A 19,431-nucleotide genomic window follows, 5' to 3' on the forward strand; every position below is an offset into this window, starting at 1 on the left:
CTTTGTGTCTGTTTAGAGCCGCACTTTGAAAAACGAGGTGTTCACCTGAATTTAAACAAGTTATAATATAATCATGTCAAAACGGAAGAGGGAAGAAAATGACCTATGCAAGTGAAAAGCTGCCAGAAGAAAAAGTTTTTAAAGACCCGGTTCACCGTTACATCCACGTTCGCGATAAAATCATTTGGGATTTGATCGGGACAAAAGAATTTCAACGGCTGCGCCGCATCCGCCAGCTCGGGACAACTTTTTTAACTTTTCACGGTGCGGAGCATAGCCGATTCAACCACTCATTAGGCGTTTATGAGATCGTCCGCCGAATTGTTGATGACGTATTTCGCGGGAGACCGGAATGGAACGAAGATGAGAGGCTGCTAAGTTTATGCGCTGCCCTTTTGCACGATGTCGGACACGGTCCCTTTTCTCATTCGTTTGAAAAGGTCTTCCATCTGGATCACGAAGATTTTACCCAAGCCATTATTTTAGGAAATACAGAAATAAACCGCGTTCTCTCAAAGGCAGGGGCGGAATTCCCGAAAAAAGTGGCAGAGGTCATTGCGAAAACATACAAAAATAAGCAGGTTATCAGCTTAATTTCCAGCCAAATTGACGCCGACCGAATGGATTATTTGCAACGAGATGCTTTTTACACAGGCGTTCAGTACGGCCATTTTGACATGGAACGCATTTTGCGCGTGATGAGGCCGAGAGAGGATCAAGTCGTCATTAAATACAGCGGCATGCATGCTGTCGAAGATTATATTATGAGCCGATATCAAATGTACTGGCAAGTATATTTTCATCCAGTAACGAGAAGCGCTGAAGTCATTTTGTCCAAAATTCTCCATCGAGCAAAAGCTCTGTATGAAAATAATTATTCATTCCAAGCAGATCCAGTCCATTTTTATTCGATTTTCAAAGGAGATGTTACAGTCGAAGATTATTTAAAATTAGACGAATCCATCATCCTTTATTATTTCCAAGAATGGCAAAAGGAAAAGGATCCGATTTTAAGCGATCTGTGCAACAGATTTATAAACAGGCGCCTGTTTAAATATGTGGAGTTTCAACCGTCCAATGAACAATTGATGAAGCTGATTGAACTAACGAATTTGTTCAAAAAAGCAGGCATTGATCCGGAATATTATCTTGTTGTCGACTCGTCTTCAGATCTTCCGTACGATTTTTACCGACCGGGCGAGGAAGAAGAACGGCTGCCGATCCATTTGCTCATGCCAAACGGGGAAATACGGGAGCTTTCAAGAGAGTCGGAAATTGTGGACGCCATTACCGGAAAGCGGAGAACGGATCATAAATTATATTTTCCTCTTGATTTTTTAAAAGATTTCTCGGAGAAACGAAACTTGAAAAAACAAATTTTAGAAATTTTGCAGCTAACTGACAAAGATGGATTTATTCTGTAGGTGAGGAGATGAAGGGTGTGTTAACCGAACACGCAAAATTAATGAAAGTGCTGTCCGCTTCGAAAGAGATCATCGGACGAAAAAAACTGCAAAAAATTATATTTATAGCAAAAAAACTTAATTATCCCTTTTATGAAAAATACGAATTCCATTTTTACGGGCCGTATTCAGAAGAGCTGACGCTTCGCATTGAAGAGCTTTGCAACATGGGCTTTATCAATGAAGTAAAAGAAAAAAAAGGCGGCTATTATCAATACAAATATTCCCTTACAAAGTCGGGACAGGAATTTTTAAGCCATTACGATTTGGACATGCCCGAATTGCAGAATTGCATAAATGAATTAAACGCCCAATCAGCACGTTTTTTAGAACTTGTATCAACCATTTTATATTTTGATCATTTGGACAAGGAAGAAGTGAAGGAAAAAGTATTCACGCTCAAAAAAAAGCAGCGTTATACGGATGAGGAAGTGGAGGAAGCTTATCAATTTATTCAACGATTGCAAGATCGCAAATTCAGTGCAAAAATCAGCTGAATTTTCCCCTAAAAAAATGAAGAAAATCCTTTTTATGTATTTCAACCTTTTTATAGTATACTGTAAGCAAAGGAAATTGTTAGAATAGGAGGGCGCATTTTTGCCGTTTTTATATTACGATTTGGAAGTTATACCGTTTGTCATTATTGCTTTGATCGTCGGCTTCACTATCCATGAATTTTCACATGCATTTGTTGCCTATAAGTTCGGAGATCCGACAGCGAAAAATCAAGGGAGGCTGACCCTTAATCCGATCTCCCATTTAGATCCGATCGGTACTCTTTTAATATTTTTGGCAGGGTTTGGTTGGGCAAAACCCGTTCCGGTGAATCGTTTCTATTTTAAAAATCCCCGCTTATCCGGGGTATTAGTATCTGTTGCTGGTCCATTGAGCAATTTCTTCATTGCCTTTCTCGCTTTTTTGCTGCTGAACTTTTTCTTTTCGTTTGGATTATTTGCCAATTTATCTTATGATGGAACCAGAATGGTTGAACAATTTTTTAATATTCTTATATCATTAAATATTATGTTGTTTATCTTTAATTTATTGCCGTTTCCGCCGCTTGACGGTTATCGCATCATTGAAGATTTAGCCCCGCCGGACATCCGCGCCAAGCTTACTCAATATGAAAATTACGGAGTGCTTATTTTTTTAATTATTGTTATCACCCCTTTGGATCAATATATTATTCATCCGATATTTAATTGGGGAAGCCGAGCCGTTATCACTCTTTTTCATTTCGTTTTACAACCGTTCTTTTAAAGGAGGGATGTTTACATGACAGAAAAAAAGAAAAAGGTTGAGTTCCAAATTATTAAAAACGATCCAACTGACGGCCATCGCGGCTTTGGAGCAGGCACCCTTAGCCTGGAAAATGTTTCCCCTGTCTTCATTGACATCGAGGAAAAAACGGCATTTGTAGATATCGGCGCAATGCATGCAAGAAGCCAGGTAGAACGCGGCATTAAATTTACTCATGTGAAAGAAGACGTTCCGAACGGAAAACCGTATTGGCTTGTATGGGTAACAATTGACAGAAAAGAAGATGGGCCATATTATGCCGGGGTTGCTGCCTGTTATATGACTGTTGATCGCGAGGCAAGACGAGGTTATAAATCATTGCCTGAACACGTAAACCGCATGGATAAATCGCTAAAACGGAACATCATTGTCGACCACATGGATGAAAGCTCGAAAAAAGTTCTTTCCGATTTTCTTCGAAACCATGATGAAGGCATGTGGGAGCGCTCAAGCGATGAATTAAAGCAAAGCCTTTCTGTTTAGAAGCGGAAGGTGTTGTTGATTCAGCAAAAAATGTGAAAAGCAGGGAATTTTTGATGGAAAATTCCCTGCTTTTTGTTTATGCAAGCGCCTGAAGGGCTGTGATTATCGCTAATTTATATACATCTTCAACGTTGCAGCCGCGAGATAGATCGTTCACTGGAGCATTCAATCCTTGGAGAATCGGTCCGATCGCTTCAAAGTTTCCAAGTCTCTGTGCAATTTTATAGCCGATGTTTCCAGCTTCAAGGCTCGGGAATATAAATACATTGGCATCGCCTTTAATTACAGATCCCGGCGCTTTCTTTTCCGCAACAGACGGCACGAAAGCTGCATCAAATTGAAACTCTCCGTCCAATATTAAGTCCGGAGCCATTTCTTTTGCCAATTCAACTGCTTTTGCCACTTTTTCTGTTTCCTGGGATGTTGCTGAACCTTTTGTCGAGAAGCTGAGCATAGCAACGCGAGGGTCGATATCAAACATTTTTGCCGTTTTCGCGCTTTCAATAGCGATCTCTGCTAACTCCTGACTGGTTGGAGCGATGTTGATCGCGCAATCAGCAAATATATATTTTTCCTCACCACGAACCATGACGAATACGCCTGATGTTTTTTTCACGTTTTGTTTCGTTTTAATGATTTGAAGAGCCGGCCGCACTGTATCTGCGGTTGAATGTGCCGCACCGCTCACAAGCCCGTCCGCTTCCCCTTTATAAACAAGCATCGTGCCAAAATAATTTTCATCCAAAAGAAGCTTCCGTGTTTCTTCTTCTGTCACCTTTCCATTACGGCGTTCAACAAAGCTTTGAACAAGCTCTTCTATTCCACTGTAATTGGCAGGATTATATATTTTTGCACCTGCAACAGAAATATTTAAACTCTTTGCTTTTTCTTCAATTTCTGTTTCATCCCCAATTAAAATGGGCTGTAACAAATTTTCCTCTGTTAATCGGGAAACTGCTGTTAAAATTCGCTCATCCAATCCTTCAGGAAAAACAATTTTAATATTTTTTCCCGATATTTTATTTTTCAATGCTGCAAAAATGTCTGCCAAAACAAAGTCAGCCTCCTTAATCTTAAAACATTCTTTTAACATGAATTGTTCCATTCACTTTTAGCATACCCCACCTGCTCTTAAATTTAAAATGAAAAATTTCATCATAGCGCTTTCAACAGCACTTTTTTCTGTCACATAATTGTCATACTGTTTTACCCGGATATTCTCCCCTAAACTGTGGTATAGTAAACTTGTACATAGCCAATATGAGAGGTGACGAAAATGAGTGAAGAAGTTCGTTCAAATGAAGCCGTTGAAACGCTCGATGGTTGGTATTGTTTGCACGATTTCCGCTCGATCGATTGGAGCGCTTGGAAAACTTTATCTAGCGATGAACGCCAGGAAGCTATTCATGAATTTCTGAATTTGTTAGAAAAATGGAGTGCAGTGGAAAAAGACCAACAAGGCAGCCACGCTTTATATACGATCGTTGGACAAAAAGCAGATTTGATGATCATGATTCTCCGGCCAACGATGGAAGAATTGAATGAAATTGAAACGGAATTTAATAAAACAAAACTGGCTGAATATACAAGCCCTGCCTATTCATATGTTTCCGTTGTGGAATTGAGCAGCTACGTAGGCGGCGGAAATGATGAAGATCCGTATCAAAATCCATATATCCGATCTAGACTATATCCTATTTTGCCGAAATCAAAATATGTTTGCTTCTATCCGATGGATAAACGCCGTCAAGGCAATGACAATTGGTATATGCTGCCGATGGAAGAGCGCCGGAGCCTCATGAGAAGCCACGGACTTATTGGCCGCAAGTACGGAGATAAAGTAAAACAAATTATTACCGGTTCTGTCGGATTTGATGACTGGGAATGGGGCGTCACGCTCTTCTCTGATGATGTTTTGCAGTTTAAAAAGCTCGTATATGAAATGCGTTTTGATGAAGTAAGCGCCAGATACGGCGAATTTGGCTCTTTCTTTGTCGGAAACATTTTACATCCTGAAAAAATTGCAGCATTTTTACATGTATAAACCAGTACTGCTTTCAGTACTGGTTTTTTCTGCTGAAGACCTACCAATAGTAAGCAAGCAATCTAGCTGCATGCTTAATGTGCAAGAAAAAATGTCATACTATACAGGAAGTGTAATAAATCACGATTTATCTCTTTCTTCACATGCAAAAAATAAAAGTACGGGAGATTTGAAGAAAAATTTCAATGGAAAGAATGGGCGAGACAGCTTGTCATGCGCAGGCGCAGCCGAATTTGAAAGGCAAGCTTCATACCCGGAGCTGCGCCTAGAGATACTCTATGAAATTGAGTTTTTCTCTTGCGGCAAATGAATTTTCTAGTCCTATTTTATTTAATGGTTCTCATGAATTATCGCAATATCGCTGCTAACTCATTTGGTCTTGAGTAAAATGGCGAATGGTCTGTATCCAAAGTTACACATGCTCACATGGATTAGCTGAATACATTGCCCATTGACACTGGATGGTAATGGCGTTGACGTGCAGACATTCAATATAGTATTTTGGAACACTGCCGAATTTTCCTCTGTAAGGCTTAATTTCGTTGAAAGAACATTTAGTGCTTAAGGATTTAGAAGTGATTTCGCTGTGTCCGCATCAGCGTCGTCACAGCCCTCATAAAAAACATCCTGGTAAGCTTTCCTCTCTCAACGCAGCAACACTTTTTCTTCAAATAAAATCATATTAGATGAGACTTGAGCTTCTATATAGCAGGAATTATATCTGTCATAGCTTCTCCTGCAAAAAAGCGCTTACATATATGAGTGCCTTAACTTTTTCAAATCTGTATTCTGCGCTCTGCGAGACAACGATACCTCCCATACTATGCCCGACAAGGTAAACCGATTCTTCAGCATCATCTAAAATGGAACATGCTTTGTCAGTATAGCTCTTTAGCGAAACTTGTGAAATTGGTGTCTGATCTGAACCGTGACCGGGTAAATCAATCGCATAAACGGTGTGTCCGGCTTTTTCAAGCAATGGGGTGACTTTTCCCAACACCATGCACCATGCCAAGCGCCATGGATGAATACATATGCTGCCATTCATGCCACTTCTCAAAATATGGGGCTGTCCAGAAAGTTAAAATCCACTGAAAATAAAATATCATAAGCATTGATATATCAGCGTTTCTAAAACATTAAAGAGACGTCTATAAGCCGGAAAATCGACTTATTATTAGACAGCCCCTCATACTTTATAAGCTTCTTTTTTTCTTTTACAGAACAAATGATGTCGGAATGGGAATTTTTCCGAATGTCATAAAAAAGACTTCGTCGTCATACATTGGAATGAAAGATTACTATTTAGGCAATGTCTTTTAAAAAAAGGCAGGTGAAAAAATGGCTGTAATTCCCACATACTGAAGAAGATGTAAAGCTATTGGCCAGATTGATGAGAGCTGAAGCAGAAGGAGACGGAGATTTAGGCATGCTTCTAGTAGGCAATGTCGGTGTCAACCGTGTCCTTGCAGATTGTTTAGACTTTAGGGATATACGCACCGTTCGCAGTATGGTGTTCCAAAGTCCTGGAGGCTTTGAAGCCACGCAGAAAGGATATTTTTATCAGGCTGCAAGGCAAAATGAAATAGACTTAGCAAGAAAAGTTTTGAGAGGAAACCGCTACAATCCTGCAGAAACCGCTTTGTGGTTTTTTAAGCCATATGGCGATTGCCCTGCTACATGGTATAACCAATATAACTCAGGTCGATATAAATCCCATTGTTTTTATTTTCCTGCACAATCTGCTTGCCCAAGCGTATACAGATTTTAGGAGGTTGAACATGAGCAACAAAAAACAGAACCAACGGCAGCAGCAGGGGTATCCAGTTCCTGCAGTTACTCCTGTACAGCCAACCTATCCGTACGGATTTTACGCGCCCAGCGGGTCTGTTATCGGCGCCCCTCCCTCAGCTCAACCAAGCGGCACCAGCGGTCAAGCTGTACCCGGAATGCTTCCGCTTGAAGAATCCTATGTCGAAAACATTTTGCGCTTAAATAAAGGGAAATTGGCCACCGTATACATGACCTTTGAAAACAATCCTGAATGGCCGGCGAAAGTATTTCGCGGCGTCATTGAAGCTGCCGGAAGAGATCATCTCATTTTAAGCGACCCGCAAACAGGAAGGCGATATTTATTGCTGATGGTTTTTTTGAATTACGTCACTTTCGATGAGGAAATCGTATATACATCCCCTCAAAGTCTCGCTTCTTATCCACCAAGATAAGAAAAACGCTAGACAGAGAGAGGCCGGTAGGAATGCTGCAAGACGCTTTATAATTTCTTGAACAGCGCCCTGCCCTTGTCTAGCTTCCTTGTCAAATAGACAGAAGTCTAAGCAGGACAGAAGTCTAAGCAGCCTTGCTTCTTTAATGAAGCAAGGTTATTCAGCTTTTCTATGAGCTTTTATTTTCATTTCGATCTTACTTATATAAATAAAAGCACTTAAATTTCAAAAACGGCCAATAAAGCTTTTTTTCCCTTCGACTTAAAACGTATAATCGAGATTCAGAAAAAATTTCCGATTACCTCCCCCATTTCATCTAGGGCATTTTCCGCATCCATAGCAATCGAGTAGGAGGGGGAGATTAACCCCCGTCCTCTCACACCACCGTACGTACGGTTCCGTATACGGCGGTTCAATTAAGATAATTGACGCAAGTCTTTATAACTTCCGTGAATAGCTGTTCTCTTTATGCCAGTGGTCACTCCACCCTCCAAGAGATCTCCCACGGGATTCACCGCTTCCTCCCTCAAGTGAGGTACTACGTTTTCTGTGTTCATCATGACTCACTGAATGCCAAGGGCTATTCTCTCTTAATTGTTCGGTCCTTCTTAGTTGTTCTAGACCAACTAATACTATGACCTCTGCTGACTTCTGACGGTTCAGCTACTTATCACTAAGTAGGTTATGAAGCGTACTTCACATATCCACCAGACCTCCCCGGGTAAGTACATGCACTTTCACACCATCTATCCGCCTCATTTACTCGATATGACCTTCGACAGAAAGAGCTTTGTTTTGTTTTGCAAACTCACTCAATCATACCTAGCCTTATATGAGGTTCGTGTTCCTCGGACCGGTGTTTTGCCTCCAGCTTCCTTCAGATTCCGCGTCACCACGGACACCCTTGCTCTTGGCTAACCTCTACTTCTGTCTTCGGGGTTCGGGACTTACACCCTATAGTTCATGTACATGCCGGGCGCAATCGAGTAGGAGGGAGCGATTAACTCCCGTCCTCTCACACCACCGTACGTACGGTTCCGTATACGGCGGTTCAATTAAGATAATTGACGCAAGTCTTTATAACTTCCGTGAATAGCTGTTCTCTTTATGCCAGTGGTCACTCCACCCTCCAAGAGATCTCCCACGGGATTCACCGCTTCCTCCCTCAAGTGAGGTACTACGTTTTCTGTGTTCATCATGACTCACTGAATGCCAAGGGCTATTCTCTCTTAATTGTTCGGTCCTTCTTAGTTGTTCTAGACCAACTAATACTATGACCTCTGCTGACTTCTGACGGTTCAGCTACTTATCACTAAGTAGGTTATGAAGCGCATTTCACCTATCCGCCAGACCTCCCCGGGTAAGTACATGCACTTTCACACCATCTATCCGCCTCATTTACTCGATATGACCTTCGACAGAAAGAGCTTTGTTTTGTTTGGCAAACTCACTCAATCATACCTAGCCTTATATGAGGTTCGTGTTCCTCGGACCGGTGTTTTGCCTCCAGCTTCCTTCAGATTCCGCGTCACCACGGACACCCTTGCTCTTGGCTAACCTCTACTTCTGTCTTCGGGGTTCGGGACTTACACCCTATAGTTCATGTACATGCCGGGCGCACCATAAAAAAACCGGGCGTGAAAATTCAACGCCCAGTTTCTTCTACCAGAATTTAAATCCCGGTGAACTTGGTGCATTTTCAATGATATCGATGACCGGTACTGTATAAGCGATTACAATTAGCACAACAGACAGACCGATCCAAATTTTCCAATTTTCTAGAAGCAATGGTGTTTTTTCCGCATCTTCATGAACTTCACCAACTGGAAATTCTTCCGTTCCTTTTGGAGCAGCCACTGCCAAATTTATAACAATATAAAGAATCATCAAAATGGCAACGAATAAGATGGCTCCGCCAACCGCCATGATAGTTTGATAAGACATCCATTCCAACGCCTGCGGATGGTCTCCATATGTTGTATAAGCGGTCCGCCGAGGAGCTCCAAACAAACCAACTGTATGCATGGCTCCTGACATTAGGAACATACCGATGCACCAGAAAACGGTTTGAATGATCCCTAATTTATTTAATCGCGGTGTTAACGTTCTGCCTGTTAAATGAGGAACCAACCAATAGGAAATACCAAAAAACGTCAACGCTACAGTGGTGGCCACTGTTAAATGGAAATGTCCTGTTACCCATAAAGTGTTATGAACGACTTGGTTCATTTGGTTACTTGCATTAATGATTCCGCCTGCTCCGCCAGGAATAAAAACGAGCATTCCCATAAACGGTGCAAAAAAGCGAACATCTGTCCACGGAAGTTTTTTCACCCAGCCAAACAGTCCGCTGGCCCCTTTTTCTCTTCCGCTTATTTCAAATGTTGCAAACAAAGCGAAAGCTGTCATTAAAGATGGAACAATGACCATAAACGTCAACACAATTTGCAAAAACTTCCAAAACGGAGTGATCCCAGACTCTAGTATTTGATGATGGAAGCCGACTGGGATGGAAAAAAGAACAAACAGTACAAACGCCAGTCTTGCAAGCGAATCGCTGAAAATTTTCCCGCCTATTATTTTTGGAATGATGACGTACCAGCACATATAGGCAGGCAATAACCAGAAATACACTAATGGATGGCCAAAATACCAAAAAAGTGTTCTGCTTAACAGCACATTGATTTTATCGACTAACCCGAAGGACCAAGGAATAAACTGGAATAATACCGTTACTGCTACGCCCAATGTTGCTATGATCCATAAAATCATTGTGGCAACTGCCATAAAGCTTAATAGAGGAGACGGTTTTCCTTCATTTTTCTTTTTCCAGACAGCGTATTGGCTAAACATGCCAGCTCCGCTTACCCAGCTGCCGACTACAACAAGCGTCAGACCGATATAAAACCATGGCGATGCTTTAAGTGGTGCATAAAAAGTGTATAGAACGGTCGCTTTATTTAATAAGATCATAACCGTTGTAATCGCTGTTCCAATCGTCATAAGCCAAAAGCCGATCCAACCCGCCTTTTTGGCAAACGGAGTTAAATCACCTGTCGTCCGACTCATGGAAGCATATAAAAAACCAATGATAAAAAATGTTGTAAAAACAAGTGCCAACAAAACGCCATGAGCAGTCAAAAGCTGATAATACCCGATCCCTGCCGGAAGCTCAAGCGTTCCGCTTCTAACAAAAGCCTGCAATAACCCGGCAATCGCTCCTAAAAACAATGCAATATAACCAACTGCAATATGGGCGAGCGCCAGCTTTCCATCGTTTGGGTGAAGCGCTGTATTTTTCATGCTTTTGTCACCTCAATTTTCGTGCTCATCATTTGGTGCCCAGTACCGCAATATTCGTTGCAAATTATTAAATAGCTGCCGGGTTTATGGAATGTATGTGTAAGCGAATTCACATGTCCCGGGGTCACCATCATGTTGACATTTGTGCCAACGATTTCAAGGCCATGAACAACATCTTTGCTTGTCACGATAATATGAACTTTTGCTCCCTCCGGTATTTTTATGTCATTCGGCATAAAGGCAAAAGCTTGAGAAACTATAACAAGTTCGTATTCGTTGTCTCCAATTTTCTTTAAGCCTGGTTGATTAAACGGCTCTGTCGTATCGACTTTTTGCGGATCCAATGTGGTCAGATCACTCGGCGGATGATGACCTTGTGCAAATGCACTGATGCCCACGATTGTTAAAAACATCACAAGCGTACCTATACCTATTAATAGCCAAACCTTTTCAAGTTTGTGCAAATGCAAGATGATCCCCCTCCTTTATAATCGTTGAATAAATAAGTAGTAAACTCCAAACCAAGAAAGTATTAAAAAAAGAGCCAGCATAAGAACAGATAAAAAAGTGCCAAATAACGAATATTCTTTCTTTTGAGCAATTTCCTGCTCTTTTTTATCGGAGATGAATTCTTTTGCCACCCATAACACCACCTTTTCTTCTTTTAAAAAAATTGTAGTTTAGCTTACGTTAGTCAATCTGTGAAAAAAATCACATTTTCCATAGTACTTTTTGACAGTATGTTGAACAAAAAACATTGCATTCACACTGAATCTTCTATCATTAGGAAGCTAGGAGCCAAAATGAACGGGACACATTTTTGGATGAAGCTCTGGCTATGACCTTTGAATCGGTTAAGAAGGTCACCCTTTCATTTCTTTGCACAAAAAAACGCCTGTCCCGATATAGTAGACAGACGTTTATATTTACATATATTTAACTGCAGCAACAGCAAGAAGAACCCATGCAATTAAAAATGAAATGCCTCCAAGCGGCGTAATTGCACCTAACACTTTGATCTGCGTCACACTTAATATATACAGGCTTCCGGAAAACAGGAGAATACCGATGAGCATCAGCCACCCGGCCCAATTTGCATAGCCTGCCTGCGGATGCTGCTGCAAAAACAGAGCCGTGACAAAAAGGCCTATCGAATGGAACATTTGATATTGTACACCTGTTTGCCATGTCTCCAAATATTTTTGCGGAATTTTCCCTTCCAAACCATGGGCGCCGAATGCTCCTAAAGCTACAGACAAAAAAGCACCGACGGCTCCAAGAATGAAAAATATTTTCATCATCTTCACCCCTTTTTCCCTTCATCTTACCTTATCGTCCGTTTTTTTTAAATGAAGATTTTACAGATGACAAGATTTTGTTAGAAATCAAAAATAGATTCTCCATTTGCATCGTCTTCGACCAACAAACGTTCTTTCATTGTCAGCGTTTTGCTGTTTGCATTTCCGATCATTTTTTCCAGCTCTAATGGAGTTATTTCACTTTCGCTTTTTGGCTCTTGACTAGCTGAAAAATCATAATTTTCCTCTTGTTGATCCAAAATAACATCACATAAAGAACGGATGACAAGAAGCCGGGCTTTTAGATCATGAGGTGTTCCTGCTGCCTTTGCCTTTTTCAGTTCCTCCTCCATTTTTCCTATTATGCTTGAGACCGGTATATTCAACTCCTATCGCTCCTTATTGAAAGATAATGATCTTGCTTTTTTTATCATATTTGATTTTTTCCTTATTGACAAACTTGTCTGCTTCATTCACTTTTCATAACAAACTTGTTACAATAAGTAAGGAATTTTTGAGCACAAGGAGGGCCTGCAGATGGACAATCAATATTTGCAAACAATAAACGGCGATTTATGGTTAACAGAAGATGAAAGAGAAAATTTAAAAATCAGCTATAGAATCAAAGAAGTGCTTTTTTCAAAGCAATCCCCTTTTCAACATGTTATGGTATTGGATTCATATGATTTTGGCCGCATGCTAGTGCTAGATGGAGTTGTGCAAACCACTTCTATTGATGGGCATATATATAATGAAATGATTTCCCATGTCCCGCTCAATCTCCACCCAAATCCGGAAAAAGTGCTGATCATCGGCGGCGGAGACTGCGGTGTTGCCAGAGAAGTGTGCAAATATGATTCAGTGAAGGAAATCGATATGGTGGAAATTGACGAGCTTGTCGTTTCCGCATGCAAGGAGCATCTGCCTGAAGTGTCAGGAAACTTAAGCGATCCGCGCGTAAATTTCTTATTTATTGACGGCGTGAAATATGTAGAAAACAAACAAAATGAATACGATGTGATCATTGTTGACTCTTCTGACCCGATTGGACCGGCAGAACAGCTGTTTTCAAAAGATTTTTATACCAACCTATATAAAGCGTTAAAAGACGATGGCCTCATGGTATGCCAAAGTCAATCGCCTGTTTTCCACTTGGATGTTTTAAAACGGTCTTATAGCCATATTCAATCTTTATTCCCGATTACAAAACTATACACAGCTGTTGTTCCTACATATCCGGGAGGACTATGGAGCTTTACAATCGGATCGAAAAAATATGAAGATGTAAAGTCGGACAATTTTTCGAAAGATACAAAATATGTAAATCAAGCTATTCTCGAAGGGTGCTTTAAGCTTCCTGAGTTTTTGCAGCAAGCATTGAAATAATGGAGCTGGCCCAAAAGTCATTGAAAGTTGGCTTTTTGGGCCTCTATTTGTTTTGACAAAAAAACATACTTTCTAGTAAAAATGCAAGCGTCAAACGAACAATTAAGAAAGAACTGTGTGCTGCAAAATAAAGTACATAATATTGCAATCAGACAAAGACGAGAATTTGCTTAAAGAAACGCAAAAAGTGAGAGGCGATGGTAAAGCACCTCTCATTTAGATAAAATCTCTTTTGCAACTGGGAATTCGCCTATTTGCTCATATTTTTGAAGCAGTTGTTTTGAGATTTGAATTGGATATTCTGCTTTTTCATTTTGGGTAACGCCTAATACCTCAATCAATCTGGAATGAAATTCTTCTAGACTAGGCACTTTACCTTCTTGCATATACTCTTTTTGAATTTTGAGAAGGAAAAATGCGATCTCTGCCCGCTCCTCACCATTTAAATCTTTTTTCAGAGCAACGTAATCAATATTAATAATAAGTCAGGAGATATCTTTTGATTACCAATAATCTTTATTAATAGATTTTTAAAAGCTCTACCTAATAATTTAAGTTATAAATTTCTTTATCTAACCTTTCTACCTGATTCTAAAAAATTTCAATCATTCCGAGCTATTTCTATCATCCATACTCGATCTCCTCCTGTTCTTTTCTTTCAACTGGACGAAAGATCAGAATCACTTCTACAATGGCTTTAGCTCCAATTCTTATAGCTGTGGCTCCAAGCGGCTTCTTCATAGCATCGTATCCGAAAAAAGAGCCTTTTGTCCGACGAGTGTGCACAAATCTATTCTTGAAGAAAAACCGAGGCAGAAAGTGCGCCCCGTCATATTAAAGGCAATCGGTCGTTCCGCAGATTTTCTTTTCGAGGGCTTTCGAAAGTCCAAACGGAGTTGGAATTGTGGCCATGGAACACAATCTATTGAAAGCGTCCGGAAAATCATTCACTTTCAACAGAATCTCCAAAAAAATAAAAAGACGGATGAAGAAAAACTTTATGATGTTTCTTCATCCGTTTTATTTTTGGATAGTCCCTTTTTCATGTTTCCACATATCACGCAAACGGCAGGCAGCAATTAAATGTCATTATCGCTGATGCACCAGTCAATTTCTTCTGATCCGATGGACTTTAAAAATTGATTTGCTTTAGAAAAAGGCCTGCTGCCAAAAAAGCCTCTGTTTGCCGAAAATGGCGATGGATGCGGCGACTCAATGACAAAATGCTTATTCATGTTAATCATTTCTTTTTTCGCCTGTGCATGCCTTCCCCATAAAATAAAGACGACTGGACGCTCTCGCTCGTTTAAACAGCTAATCACTCGATCGGTAAATTGTTCCCATCCTTTTCCTTTATGAGAATTGGCTAGTCCCTGCCTTACCGTCAGCACAGTGTTCAATAATAGAACACCTTGCTTCGCCCATTTGACAAGATGACCGTGGTTTGGAGGCTTGCAGCCGAGATCGTTCTCAAGCTCGATGAAAATATTTTTCAGAGACGGCGGCTGAGCAATCCCCGGCTTTACGGAAAAGCTTAATCCATGTGCTTGATTTGGTCCATGATACGGATCTTGGCCTAAAATGACAACCTTTACTTCTTCATAAGGCGTGTAATGCAAAGCATTAAAAATGTCGTACATATCCGGATAAATCGTATGATGGGCATATTCCTGCTTCAAAAATTCCCGCAGCTCTTTGTAGTATGGCTTTTCAAACTCTTCTTTCAACAGTCCCCACCAATCATTTTTTAAAATCTGCTTCAACGTTTGCCACCCTCTTAGCTTCTACTGATCTATCACTATTTTTAATGTTATGATGATTCGGCTTTTTTTGTCAAAGGGTGACAGCTGTCGCTAATATTTTGCAAAATGTTCCACATGAAACATTAAGGCTTTCGACAGAAGCAAGAGGGCAAAAATCGCAGTAAAGACTGAAATATCAACTTTTTTGCCGTTCCCATTATAAAGTGAGAAGCTTGGTGCCCTAAATGTACGAAAAACATTTGATGCATTTTTATCACGTTTAAACAAGCCGTAATGCTCCAAGATAACGCAAATGTTCTGACGATTCTATTGATTTTCGTCTGTTAGAAACTCGCAGGTAAACGGAATATCCATTCATTTTTAACTATTACCGAATAGCCAAATGAGACAAAGCTCGTCATTGAAAAAATGCTGAAACAGACGGACAAGGCCTACGACATCAAATATGCTGCCCCTCTCGATGCTTTAATGTGGCAGACGCCCATAAGGAAGGCATTTTAGGCGAGGGTCATGATCCTGAGGCACACCTCATCCCAATCATTTGCTAGAAGAGGTTTCTAGCTTGATGTCGATACACACGACGGAAATAATTTTTTTGCTTACTCCTTTATTCAAGTTCACAAAAAAATTATTTATGTTTCTTTTTGATTACAAATTTTTTCGTAATTGCAGCTTTTTTTGAATAGTTCTTTGCATAAGCACATAATTTTATAAAGAGAATGAACAGAAAGGACAGGTTTAAAAACATATGAGCATAAAGAAAATCTATATAGGTATCGCATTTATTTCTTGTTTCTTTTTTATTCTTTCATCACCAGTTGCAGCTGAACAAAAGATTGATGGTCAGCTGATCATAATAAACAAGAGCGTAAATAAACTGGCATTTTTTGAAGACGGAATTCTTCAAAGAGTATTTCATGTCGCAACAGGAAAATATGCTCAGCTAACTCCAGAAGGCATTTTCCCCATTGTCACAAAAATTAAAAACCGCCCTTATTTTAAAGAAAAGATTCCAGGAGGAGACCCGAGAAATCCATTGGGTGATCGCTGGCTTGGTCTTGATGCTTTAGGATATTATGGAAACAATTTTGCCATTCACGGCAATAATAATCCAAGATCGATTGGAACGTATGCAAGCAGCGGATGTGTCCGCATGCATAACGCCGAAATTCGCTGGCTCTTTGAAAAAGTTGAGCTGCATACGCCAGTCATTATTCTAAAATCCAATAAAAGCTTTGACGTTATTGCAAAAGAGCACGGATATTATACTGAACAAGGGGTTCCTGTCACTATTCGGAATGGAAGAGTGCTGTTTGAAAGGGAACAGTTAACGAAATCACCCGAAAATATGTATTCACCGCAGGGAGCTTTTGCTAAACAATAAACCATGGGGCGGAGACGGAGCAAGCAGCTGAATTACTCCGTTCCACTCAAAAGGTTTGCTGAATTAGACGAAATCGGGAAAGTATTGAGCATTTAGTCTCTCCGTTCCATGCGAAGCCAGTTGCAACATCGGGAGTGATCACGCTTCTTCTTGATGTTTCATAAAATCAACAGTTGCGATGATGCCTTGTTCGTAAGGAGTTTTTGGCAGCGGCCCGATTCTTTTTTCAAATTTTTCACCCGATAATACGACAGGCTCTTCGACTAAGTACATCATTTCAACCATTTCCTTCATCATCGGGCTGAATAACCCTAAAAAATAAATCATCGATTTCGTGACAACACTTACTTTCTTTTCATATTGAAGCTTTTCCCTCAAGATTTGAATAATTTCCCGTCCGGAAATAACTCCCGCCCCCGGTATATTCCAGTGCTCATGATAGGTATCGTCCCTTAATGCAAGCTCAACTAAAGCTTTGGCACCGTCCGGCAAAAAAATATATTCCCTCGGTATATTTAAATCCCCGATAAATTGAGATCGTTTATTTTGGACAACTTTTTTTAACGTATGATGCAACAATGTTTTTTCCCCACATGGACCGTAAAAATCGGGGAAGTGAGCGATCAAGTAGTCTACTCCGCTCTTTTCCACCATTTCAGCAAGCCGCAATCGTATTTTTCCTTTTTTAGTATGAGGATTTTTCGGATCAGTCTCGGACATTGTTTTTCCATTTGACCGTCCATATGCATAAATATTATCAACGACAACAAGCTTAGCTTTTTCTTTTTTTGCTGCCGCCAGCACATTTTCCATGATGATCAGTAGATCTCTATCCCACTGCGGATACGGTATGTTAATGGCATGGAAAATCCATTCCGCACCTTCGCATGCTTGCAAGATGCTGGATCGATGGAGGGCATCTCCAGCGACAATGCTGACGCGATCGTTCAAACGGTGAAACATTTTTTTCATTTTTTCTGTATTGCGGGCTACGGCGACAACCTCAATATTCTCTCTATTCAGCAATTCATAAACTAAATTGTAGCCCATTCCGCCTGATGCACCTAAAATAACCGCTTTTTTCATCCTTTTTACCTCCGATCTTAAAATTAACCATTGGTCAATAATATGCAAAAAAGTAAATAAGCTTAAGTGCTTATTACTTTTTTCAACTTAAAAATCCTTTGATTAAAAAAGCAACATATTGTTCAGCAAGTCCTTCCATATCTTTATACTCAGCATCGGTCTGTACATATTTCGTTACAAAACCGCTTACTGCAAGAAACAAACACCAAATGACTGTTGGATTTGCTTTATCTGGAGCAAACTGAAAAATAGCCTGCGCAAAACGTTCATATGACTTATTCGGCTCTTGCTCCATCAGCATATCAAGCTCGAGATTTTGTGTTAAAAACATCAGCTTATAATGACTTTTATATGTCAGCCCGAATTCAATAAACTTTAACAAGATCGTTTTTACAGCTTCTTCTTTAGAAGAATACGAGGCTTGCAGCACTTTTTCTAACAGCCCGTCTAAAAATTGAAAATCCGTCTGCACAATTTTATAAAAAAGCTCTGCTTTATTTTGAAAATGATAATAAAGCGCTCCATGTGTGCAGTGCAATTCTTTGGCGATTTCCCGCATGGAAACATGTTCATATCCTTTTATGACAAAAAGCTCTCTAGCAGCATTCATAATTGCTTCTTTCGTTAATTCAGTGTCTTTTTTTCTAGGAGCCAATTGTTCCATTCCTTTCTTAACAACAACAAGCGTGCCTCTGATTTTGGCGTGTTGGCATTTAGCTGCATTCTTATTTATTAACCGATGGTTAATTATATTTTAATCCTTTTTTTGTTTTTAAGCAAATGTTTTTCTCTTCTTATGGTACAAACTGCTATAATGTTGTTATAAAATCTTTACAGCTGGATGGAGGTAACAAAATGACAATGAAAAAAGCCTTGACGATCGCAGGTTCCGATTCCAGCGGTGGAGCAGGTTTACAAGCGGACTTAAAAACGTTCCAAGAATACGGAGTTTATGGAATGACTGCGGTCACTACAATTGTAGCAATGGATCCTCATAACGGATGGCAGCATCAAGTATTCCCTATTGAAATCGATACCATAAAGGCCCAGCTTGCAACGATTATAGAGGGAGTCGGTGTAGATGCCATGAAAACCGGAATGCTCCCGACAGCAGAAATTGTCGAGCTGGCAGCAGATACAATTAAAAAATATAATTTAAAAAACACGGTCATCGACCCTGTCATGGTATGCAAAGGGGCAGATGAAGTGCTTTATCCCGACCATGCGGAAGCGATTCGCAATTCTCTGACAAAAGTCGCGACGGTTATTACTCCAAATCTCTTTGAAGCAGGGCAATTGAGCGGGTTAGGTACTATTCAAACGGTCGATCAAATGAAAGAAGCAGCTGCCATTATTCATGATCTTGGTGCAAAATATGTTTTGGTGAAAGGCGGCGGAAAGCTTGAACATAAATATGCTGTTGATGTTTTATATGACGGAAAGGATTTTGAAATCCTAGAAGGCGAACGAATCGACACAACCTATACACATGGTGCTGGGTGCACATATTCAAGCGCGATTACAGCTGAACTAGCAAATGGCAAAACGGTTAAAGAAGCCGTTTATTCCGCCAAAAAGTTTATTACAGCAGCCATCCGCCATTCCTTTCCTTTAAATCAATATGTCGGCCCAACTTGTCATGCCGCATTAAGATTATACGAATAAATAATAGAGCCGAATCGATTAGCTCACGACCA

General features: G+C 40.3%; 22 protein-coding genes and 1 pseudogene. 12 read left to right on the forward strand and 11 right to left on the reverse strand.

All coding sequences use genetic code 11. The annotated features are described in order from the left end of the window. Positions 1-98 precede the first annotated feature (98 nt). The 4 genes from NSQ41_RS18735 (at position 99) to NSQ41_RS18750 (ending at position 3,245) form a co-directional block, all read left to right on the forward strand. The gene (locus tag NSQ41_RS18735; RefSeq protein ID WP_094244733.1) at positions 99-1,424 is read left to right on the forward strand and encodes an HD domain-containing protein; all 1,326 of its coding nucleotides are present in this window, start codon (positions 99-101) and stop codon (positions 1,422-1,424) included. Positions 1,425-1,441: 17 nt separating this feature from the next. After that, positions 1,442-1,960, forward strand: coding sequence for a YwgA family protein (locus NSQ41_RS18740; protein WP_339210662.1), 519 nt, complete (start codon positions 1,442-1,444; stop codon positions 1,958-1,960). A gap of 100 nt (positions 1,961-2,060) precedes the next feature. Then, positions 2,061-2,723 carry a site-2 protease family protein gene (locus NSQ41_RS18745; RefSeq protein ID WP_339210665.1) on the forward strand — a complete coding sequence of 221 codons (663 nt, stop codon included), beginning with the start codon at positions 2,061-2,063 and terminating at the stop codon, positions 2,721-2,723. 15 nt (positions 2,724-2,738) lie between these two features. Next, positions 2,739-3,245 (forward strand): YwhD family protein, encoded by a 507-nt coding sequence (locus tag NSQ41_RS18750; protein WP_063389058.1) that lies wholly within the window; start codon positions 2,739-2,741, stop codon positions 3,243-3,245. Between the two features lie 76 nt (positions 3,246-3,321). On the opposite strand, the gene pta is transcribed toward NSQ41_RS18750, so the two are convergent. Further along, positions 3,322-4,296 (reverse strand): phosphate acetyltransferase, encoded by a 975-nt coding sequence (pta, locus tag NSQ41_RS18755; protein ID WP_339210667.1) that lies wholly within the window; start codon positions 4,294-4,296, stop codon positions 3,322-3,324. 225 nt (positions 4,297-4,521) lie between these two features. On the opposite strand from pta, the gene hemQ reads away from it, so the two are divergent. Together hemQ and NSQ41_RS18765 are read left to right on the forward strand one after the other, a co-directional pair. Next, positions 4,522-5,289 (forward strand): hydrogen peroxide-dependent heme synthase, encoded by a 768-nt coding sequence (hemQ, locus tag NSQ41_RS18760; protein ID WP_063389059.1) that lies wholly within the window; start codon positions 4,522-4,524, stop codon positions 5,287-5,289. Continuing rightward, entirely contained in the window at positions 5,282-5,599 is a 318-nt protein-coding gene (locus NSQ41_RS18765; protein WP_066251356.1) for a hypothetical protein, read from the forward strand. Before hemQ ends, NSQ41_RS18765 begins: the two co-directional genes overlap by 8 nt. A gap of 414 nt (positions 5,600-6,013) precedes the next feature. Here NSQ41_RS18765 and NSQ41_RS18770 read toward each other — a convergent pair whose 3' ends face one another. Further along, a complete protein-coding gene (locus NSQ41_RS18770; RefSeq protein WP_082829609.1) occupies positions 6,014-6,337 on the reverse strand; it encodes an alpha/beta fold hydrolase in 324 nt (107 codons plus the stop codon). A 345-nt stretch (positions 6,338-6,682) separates the two neighbouring features. Here NSQ41_RS18770 and NSQ41_RS18775 point away from each other — a divergent pair, with 345 nt between their 5' ends. Then, a complete protein-coding gene (locus tag NSQ41_RS18775; RefSeq protein WP_066251518.1) occupies positions 6,683-7,060 on the forward strand; it encodes a cell wall hydrolase in 378 nt (125 codons plus the stop codon). 10 nt (positions 7,061-7,070) lie between these two features. Beyond that, complete coding sequence (gene gerQ / locus NSQ41_RS18780; RefSeq protein WP_063389060.1) at positions 7,071-7,514, forward strand: spore coat protein GerQ; 444 nt, start codon at positions 7,071-7,073, stop codon at positions 7,512-7,514. A 1,662-nt stretch (positions 7,515-9,176) separates the two neighbouring features. Here gerQ and NSQ41_RS18785 read toward each other — a convergent pair. From NSQ41_RS18785 to NSQ41_RS18805, 5 genes are all read right to left on the reverse strand, one after another. Continuing rightward, positions 9,177-10,817 (reverse strand): b(o/a)3-type cytochrome-c oxidase subunit 1, encoded by a 1,641-nt coding sequence (locus NSQ41_RS18785; RefSeq protein WP_094244736.1) that lies wholly within the window; start codon positions 10,815-10,817, stop codon positions 9,177-9,179. Beyond that, positions 10,814-11,287, reverse strand: a complete 474-nt coding sequence (locus tag NSQ41_RS18790) for a cytochrome c oxidase subunit II (RefSeq protein ID WP_094244737.1) — start codon at positions 11,285-11,287, stop codon at positions 10,814-10,816. The genes NSQ41_RS18785 and NSQ41_RS18790 overlap by 4 nt, the downstream gene beginning before the upstream one ends. A 15-nt stretch (positions 11,288-11,302) precedes the next feature. Beyond that, positions 11,303-11,419 (reverse strand): cytochrome c oxidase subunit 2A, encoded by a 117-nt coding sequence (locus tag NSQ41_RS18795; protein ID WP_232515720.1) that lies wholly within the window; start codon positions 11,417-11,419, stop codon positions 11,303-11,305. A gap of 324 nt (positions 11,420-11,743) precedes the next feature. Continuing rightward, positions 11,744-12,115: a DUF423 domain-containing protein gene (locus NSQ41_RS18800; protein ID WP_063389063.1), complete on the reverse strand. Its 372-nt coding sequence runs from the start codon at positions 12,113-12,115 to the stop codon at positions 11,744-11,746. A gap of 80 nt (positions 12,116-12,195) precedes the next feature. Continuing rightward, positions 12,196-12,501, reverse strand: coding sequence for a YwdI family protein (locus NSQ41_RS18805; RefSeq protein WP_144597606.1), 306 nt, complete (start codon positions 12,499-12,501; stop codon positions 12,196-12,198). A gap of 151 nt (positions 12,502-12,652) precedes the next feature. Here NSQ41_RS18805 and speE point away from each other — a divergent pair, with 151 nt between their 5' ends. Further along, positions 12,653-13,501 carry a polyamine aminopropyltransferase gene (gene speE, locus NSQ41_RS18810; protein ID WP_094244739.1) on the forward strand — a complete coding sequence of 283 codons (849 nt, stop codon included), beginning with the start codon at positions 12,653-12,655 and terminating at the stop codon, positions 13,499-13,501. A 212-nt stretch (positions 13,502-13,713) separates the two neighbouring features. Here speE and NSQ41_RS18815 read toward each other — a convergent pair whose 3' ends face one another. Then, positions 13,714-13,887 carry a hypothetical protein gene (locus tag NSQ41_RS18815; RefSeq protein WP_235600485.1) on the reverse strand — a complete coding sequence of 58 codons (174 nt, stop codon included), beginning with the start codon at positions 13,885-13,887 and terminating at the stop codon, positions 13,714-13,716. A 693-nt stretch (positions 13,888-14,580) separates the two neighbouring features. Next, entirely contained in the window at positions 14,581-15,264 is a 684-nt protein-coding gene (locus NSQ41_RS18820) for a uracil-DNA glycosylase (protein WP_063389069.1), read from the reverse strand. A gap of 384 nt (positions 15,265-15,648) precedes the next feature. Here NSQ41_RS18820 and NSQ41_RS18825 point away from each other — a divergent pair. Then, positions 15,649-15,806, forward strand: a pseudogene (locus tag NSQ41_RS18825) (UDP-glucose 4-epimerase GalE); the annotation flags it as partial. 206 nt (positions 15,807-16,012) lie between these two features. After that, positions 16,013-16,648 (forward strand): L,D-transpeptidase, encoded by a 636-nt coding sequence (locus NSQ41_RS18830; RefSeq protein ID WP_063389070.1) that lies wholly within the window; start codon positions 16,013-16,015, stop codon positions 16,646-16,648. Between the two features lie 138 nt (positions 16,649-16,786). Here the strand turns inward: NSQ41_RS18830 and NSQ41_RS18835 are convergent, their stop codons facing one another. Next, on the reverse strand, positions 16,787-17,734 hold the full coding sequence (locus NSQ41_RS18835; RefSeq protein WP_339210669.1) for an SDR family NAD(P)-dependent oxidoreductase: 948 nt from the start codon (positions 17,732-17,734) through the stop codon (positions 16,787-16,789). Positions 17,735-17,816: 82 nt separating this feature from the next. Next, positions 17,817-18,389: a TetR/AcrR family transcriptional regulator gene (locus tag NSQ41_RS18840; RefSeq protein WP_157727879.1), complete on the reverse strand. Its 573-nt coding sequence runs from the start codon at positions 18,387-18,389 to the stop codon at positions 17,817-17,819. Between the two features lie 200 nt (positions 18,390-18,589). Between NSQ41_RS18840 and NSQ41_RS18845 the strand changes: the two genes are divergently transcribed. Then, the gene (locus tag NSQ41_RS18845; protein WP_066251370.1) at positions 18,590-19,399 is read left to right on the forward strand and encodes a bifunctional hydroxymethylpyrimidine kinase/phosphomethylpyrimidine kinase; all 810 of its coding nucleotides are present in this window, start codon (positions 18,590-18,592) and stop codon (positions 19,397-19,399) included. Positions 19,400-19,431 lie beyond the last annotated feature (32 nt).

Origin of the sequence: Aeribacillus sp. FSL K6-8210 (assembly GCF_037963925.1) — a bacterium.
In the GTDB taxonomy this organism is placed as follows: domain Bacteria; phylum Bacillota; class Bacilli; order Bacillales; family Aeribacillaceae; genus Aeribacillus; species Aeribacillus composti.

Coding starts and splice junctions, on each gene's coding strand:
- NSQ41_RS18765 (WP_066251356.1), top strand. CDS start 5,282: ATGTATAAACCAGTACTGCTTTCAGTACTGGTTTTTTCTGCTGAAGAC.
- gerQ (WP_063389060.1), top strand. CDS start 7,071: ATGAGCAACAAAAAACAGAACCAACGGCAGCAGCAGGGGTATCCAGTT.
- hemQ (WP_063389059.1), top strand. CDS start 4,522: ATGAGTGAAGAAGTTCGTTCAAATGAAGCCGTTGAAACGCTCGATGGT.
- NSQ41_RS18815 (WP_235600485.1), bottom strand. CDS start 13,887: ATGCAAGAAGGTAAAGTGCCTAGTCTAGAAGAATTTCATTCCAGATTG.
- NSQ41_RS18830 (WP_063389070.1), top strand. CDS start 16,013: ATGAGCATAAAGAAAATCTATATAGGTATCGCATTTATTTCTTGTTTC.
- NSQ41_RS18735 (WP_094244733.1), top strand. CDS start 99: ATGACCTATGCAAGTGAAAAGCTGCCAGAAGAAAAAGTTTTTAAAGAC.
- NSQ41_RS18845 (WP_066251370.1), top strand. CDS start 18,590: ATGACAATGAAAAAAGCCTTGACGATCGCAGGTTCCGATTCCAGCGGT.
- NSQ41_RS18785 (WP_094244736.1), bottom strand. CDS start 10,817: ATGAAAAATACAGCGCTTCACCCAAACGATGGAAAGCTGGCGCTCGCC.
- NSQ41_RS18775 (WP_066251518.1), top strand. CDS start 6,683: ATGAGAGCTGAAGCAGAAGGAGACGGAGATTTAGGCATGCTTCTAGTA.
- NSQ41_RS18835 (WP_339210669.1), bottom strand. CDS start 17,734: ATGAAAAAAGCGGTTATTTTAGGTGCATCAGGCGGAATGGGCTACAAT.
- speE (WP_094244739.1), top strand. CDS start 12,653: ATGGACAATCAATATTTGCAAACAATAAACGGCGATTTATGGTTAACA.
- NSQ41_RS18770 (WP_082829609.1), bottom strand. CDS start 6,337: ATGAATGGCAGCATATGTATTCATCCATGGCGCTTGGCATGGTGCATG.
- NSQ41_RS18800 (WP_063389063.1), bottom strand. CDS start 12,115: ATGAAAATATTTTTCATTCTTGGAGCCGTCGGTGCTTTTTTGTCTGTA.
- NSQ41_RS18750 (WP_063389058.1), top strand. CDS start 2,739: ATGACAGAAAAAAAGAAAAAGGTTGAGTTCCAAATTATTAAAAACGAT.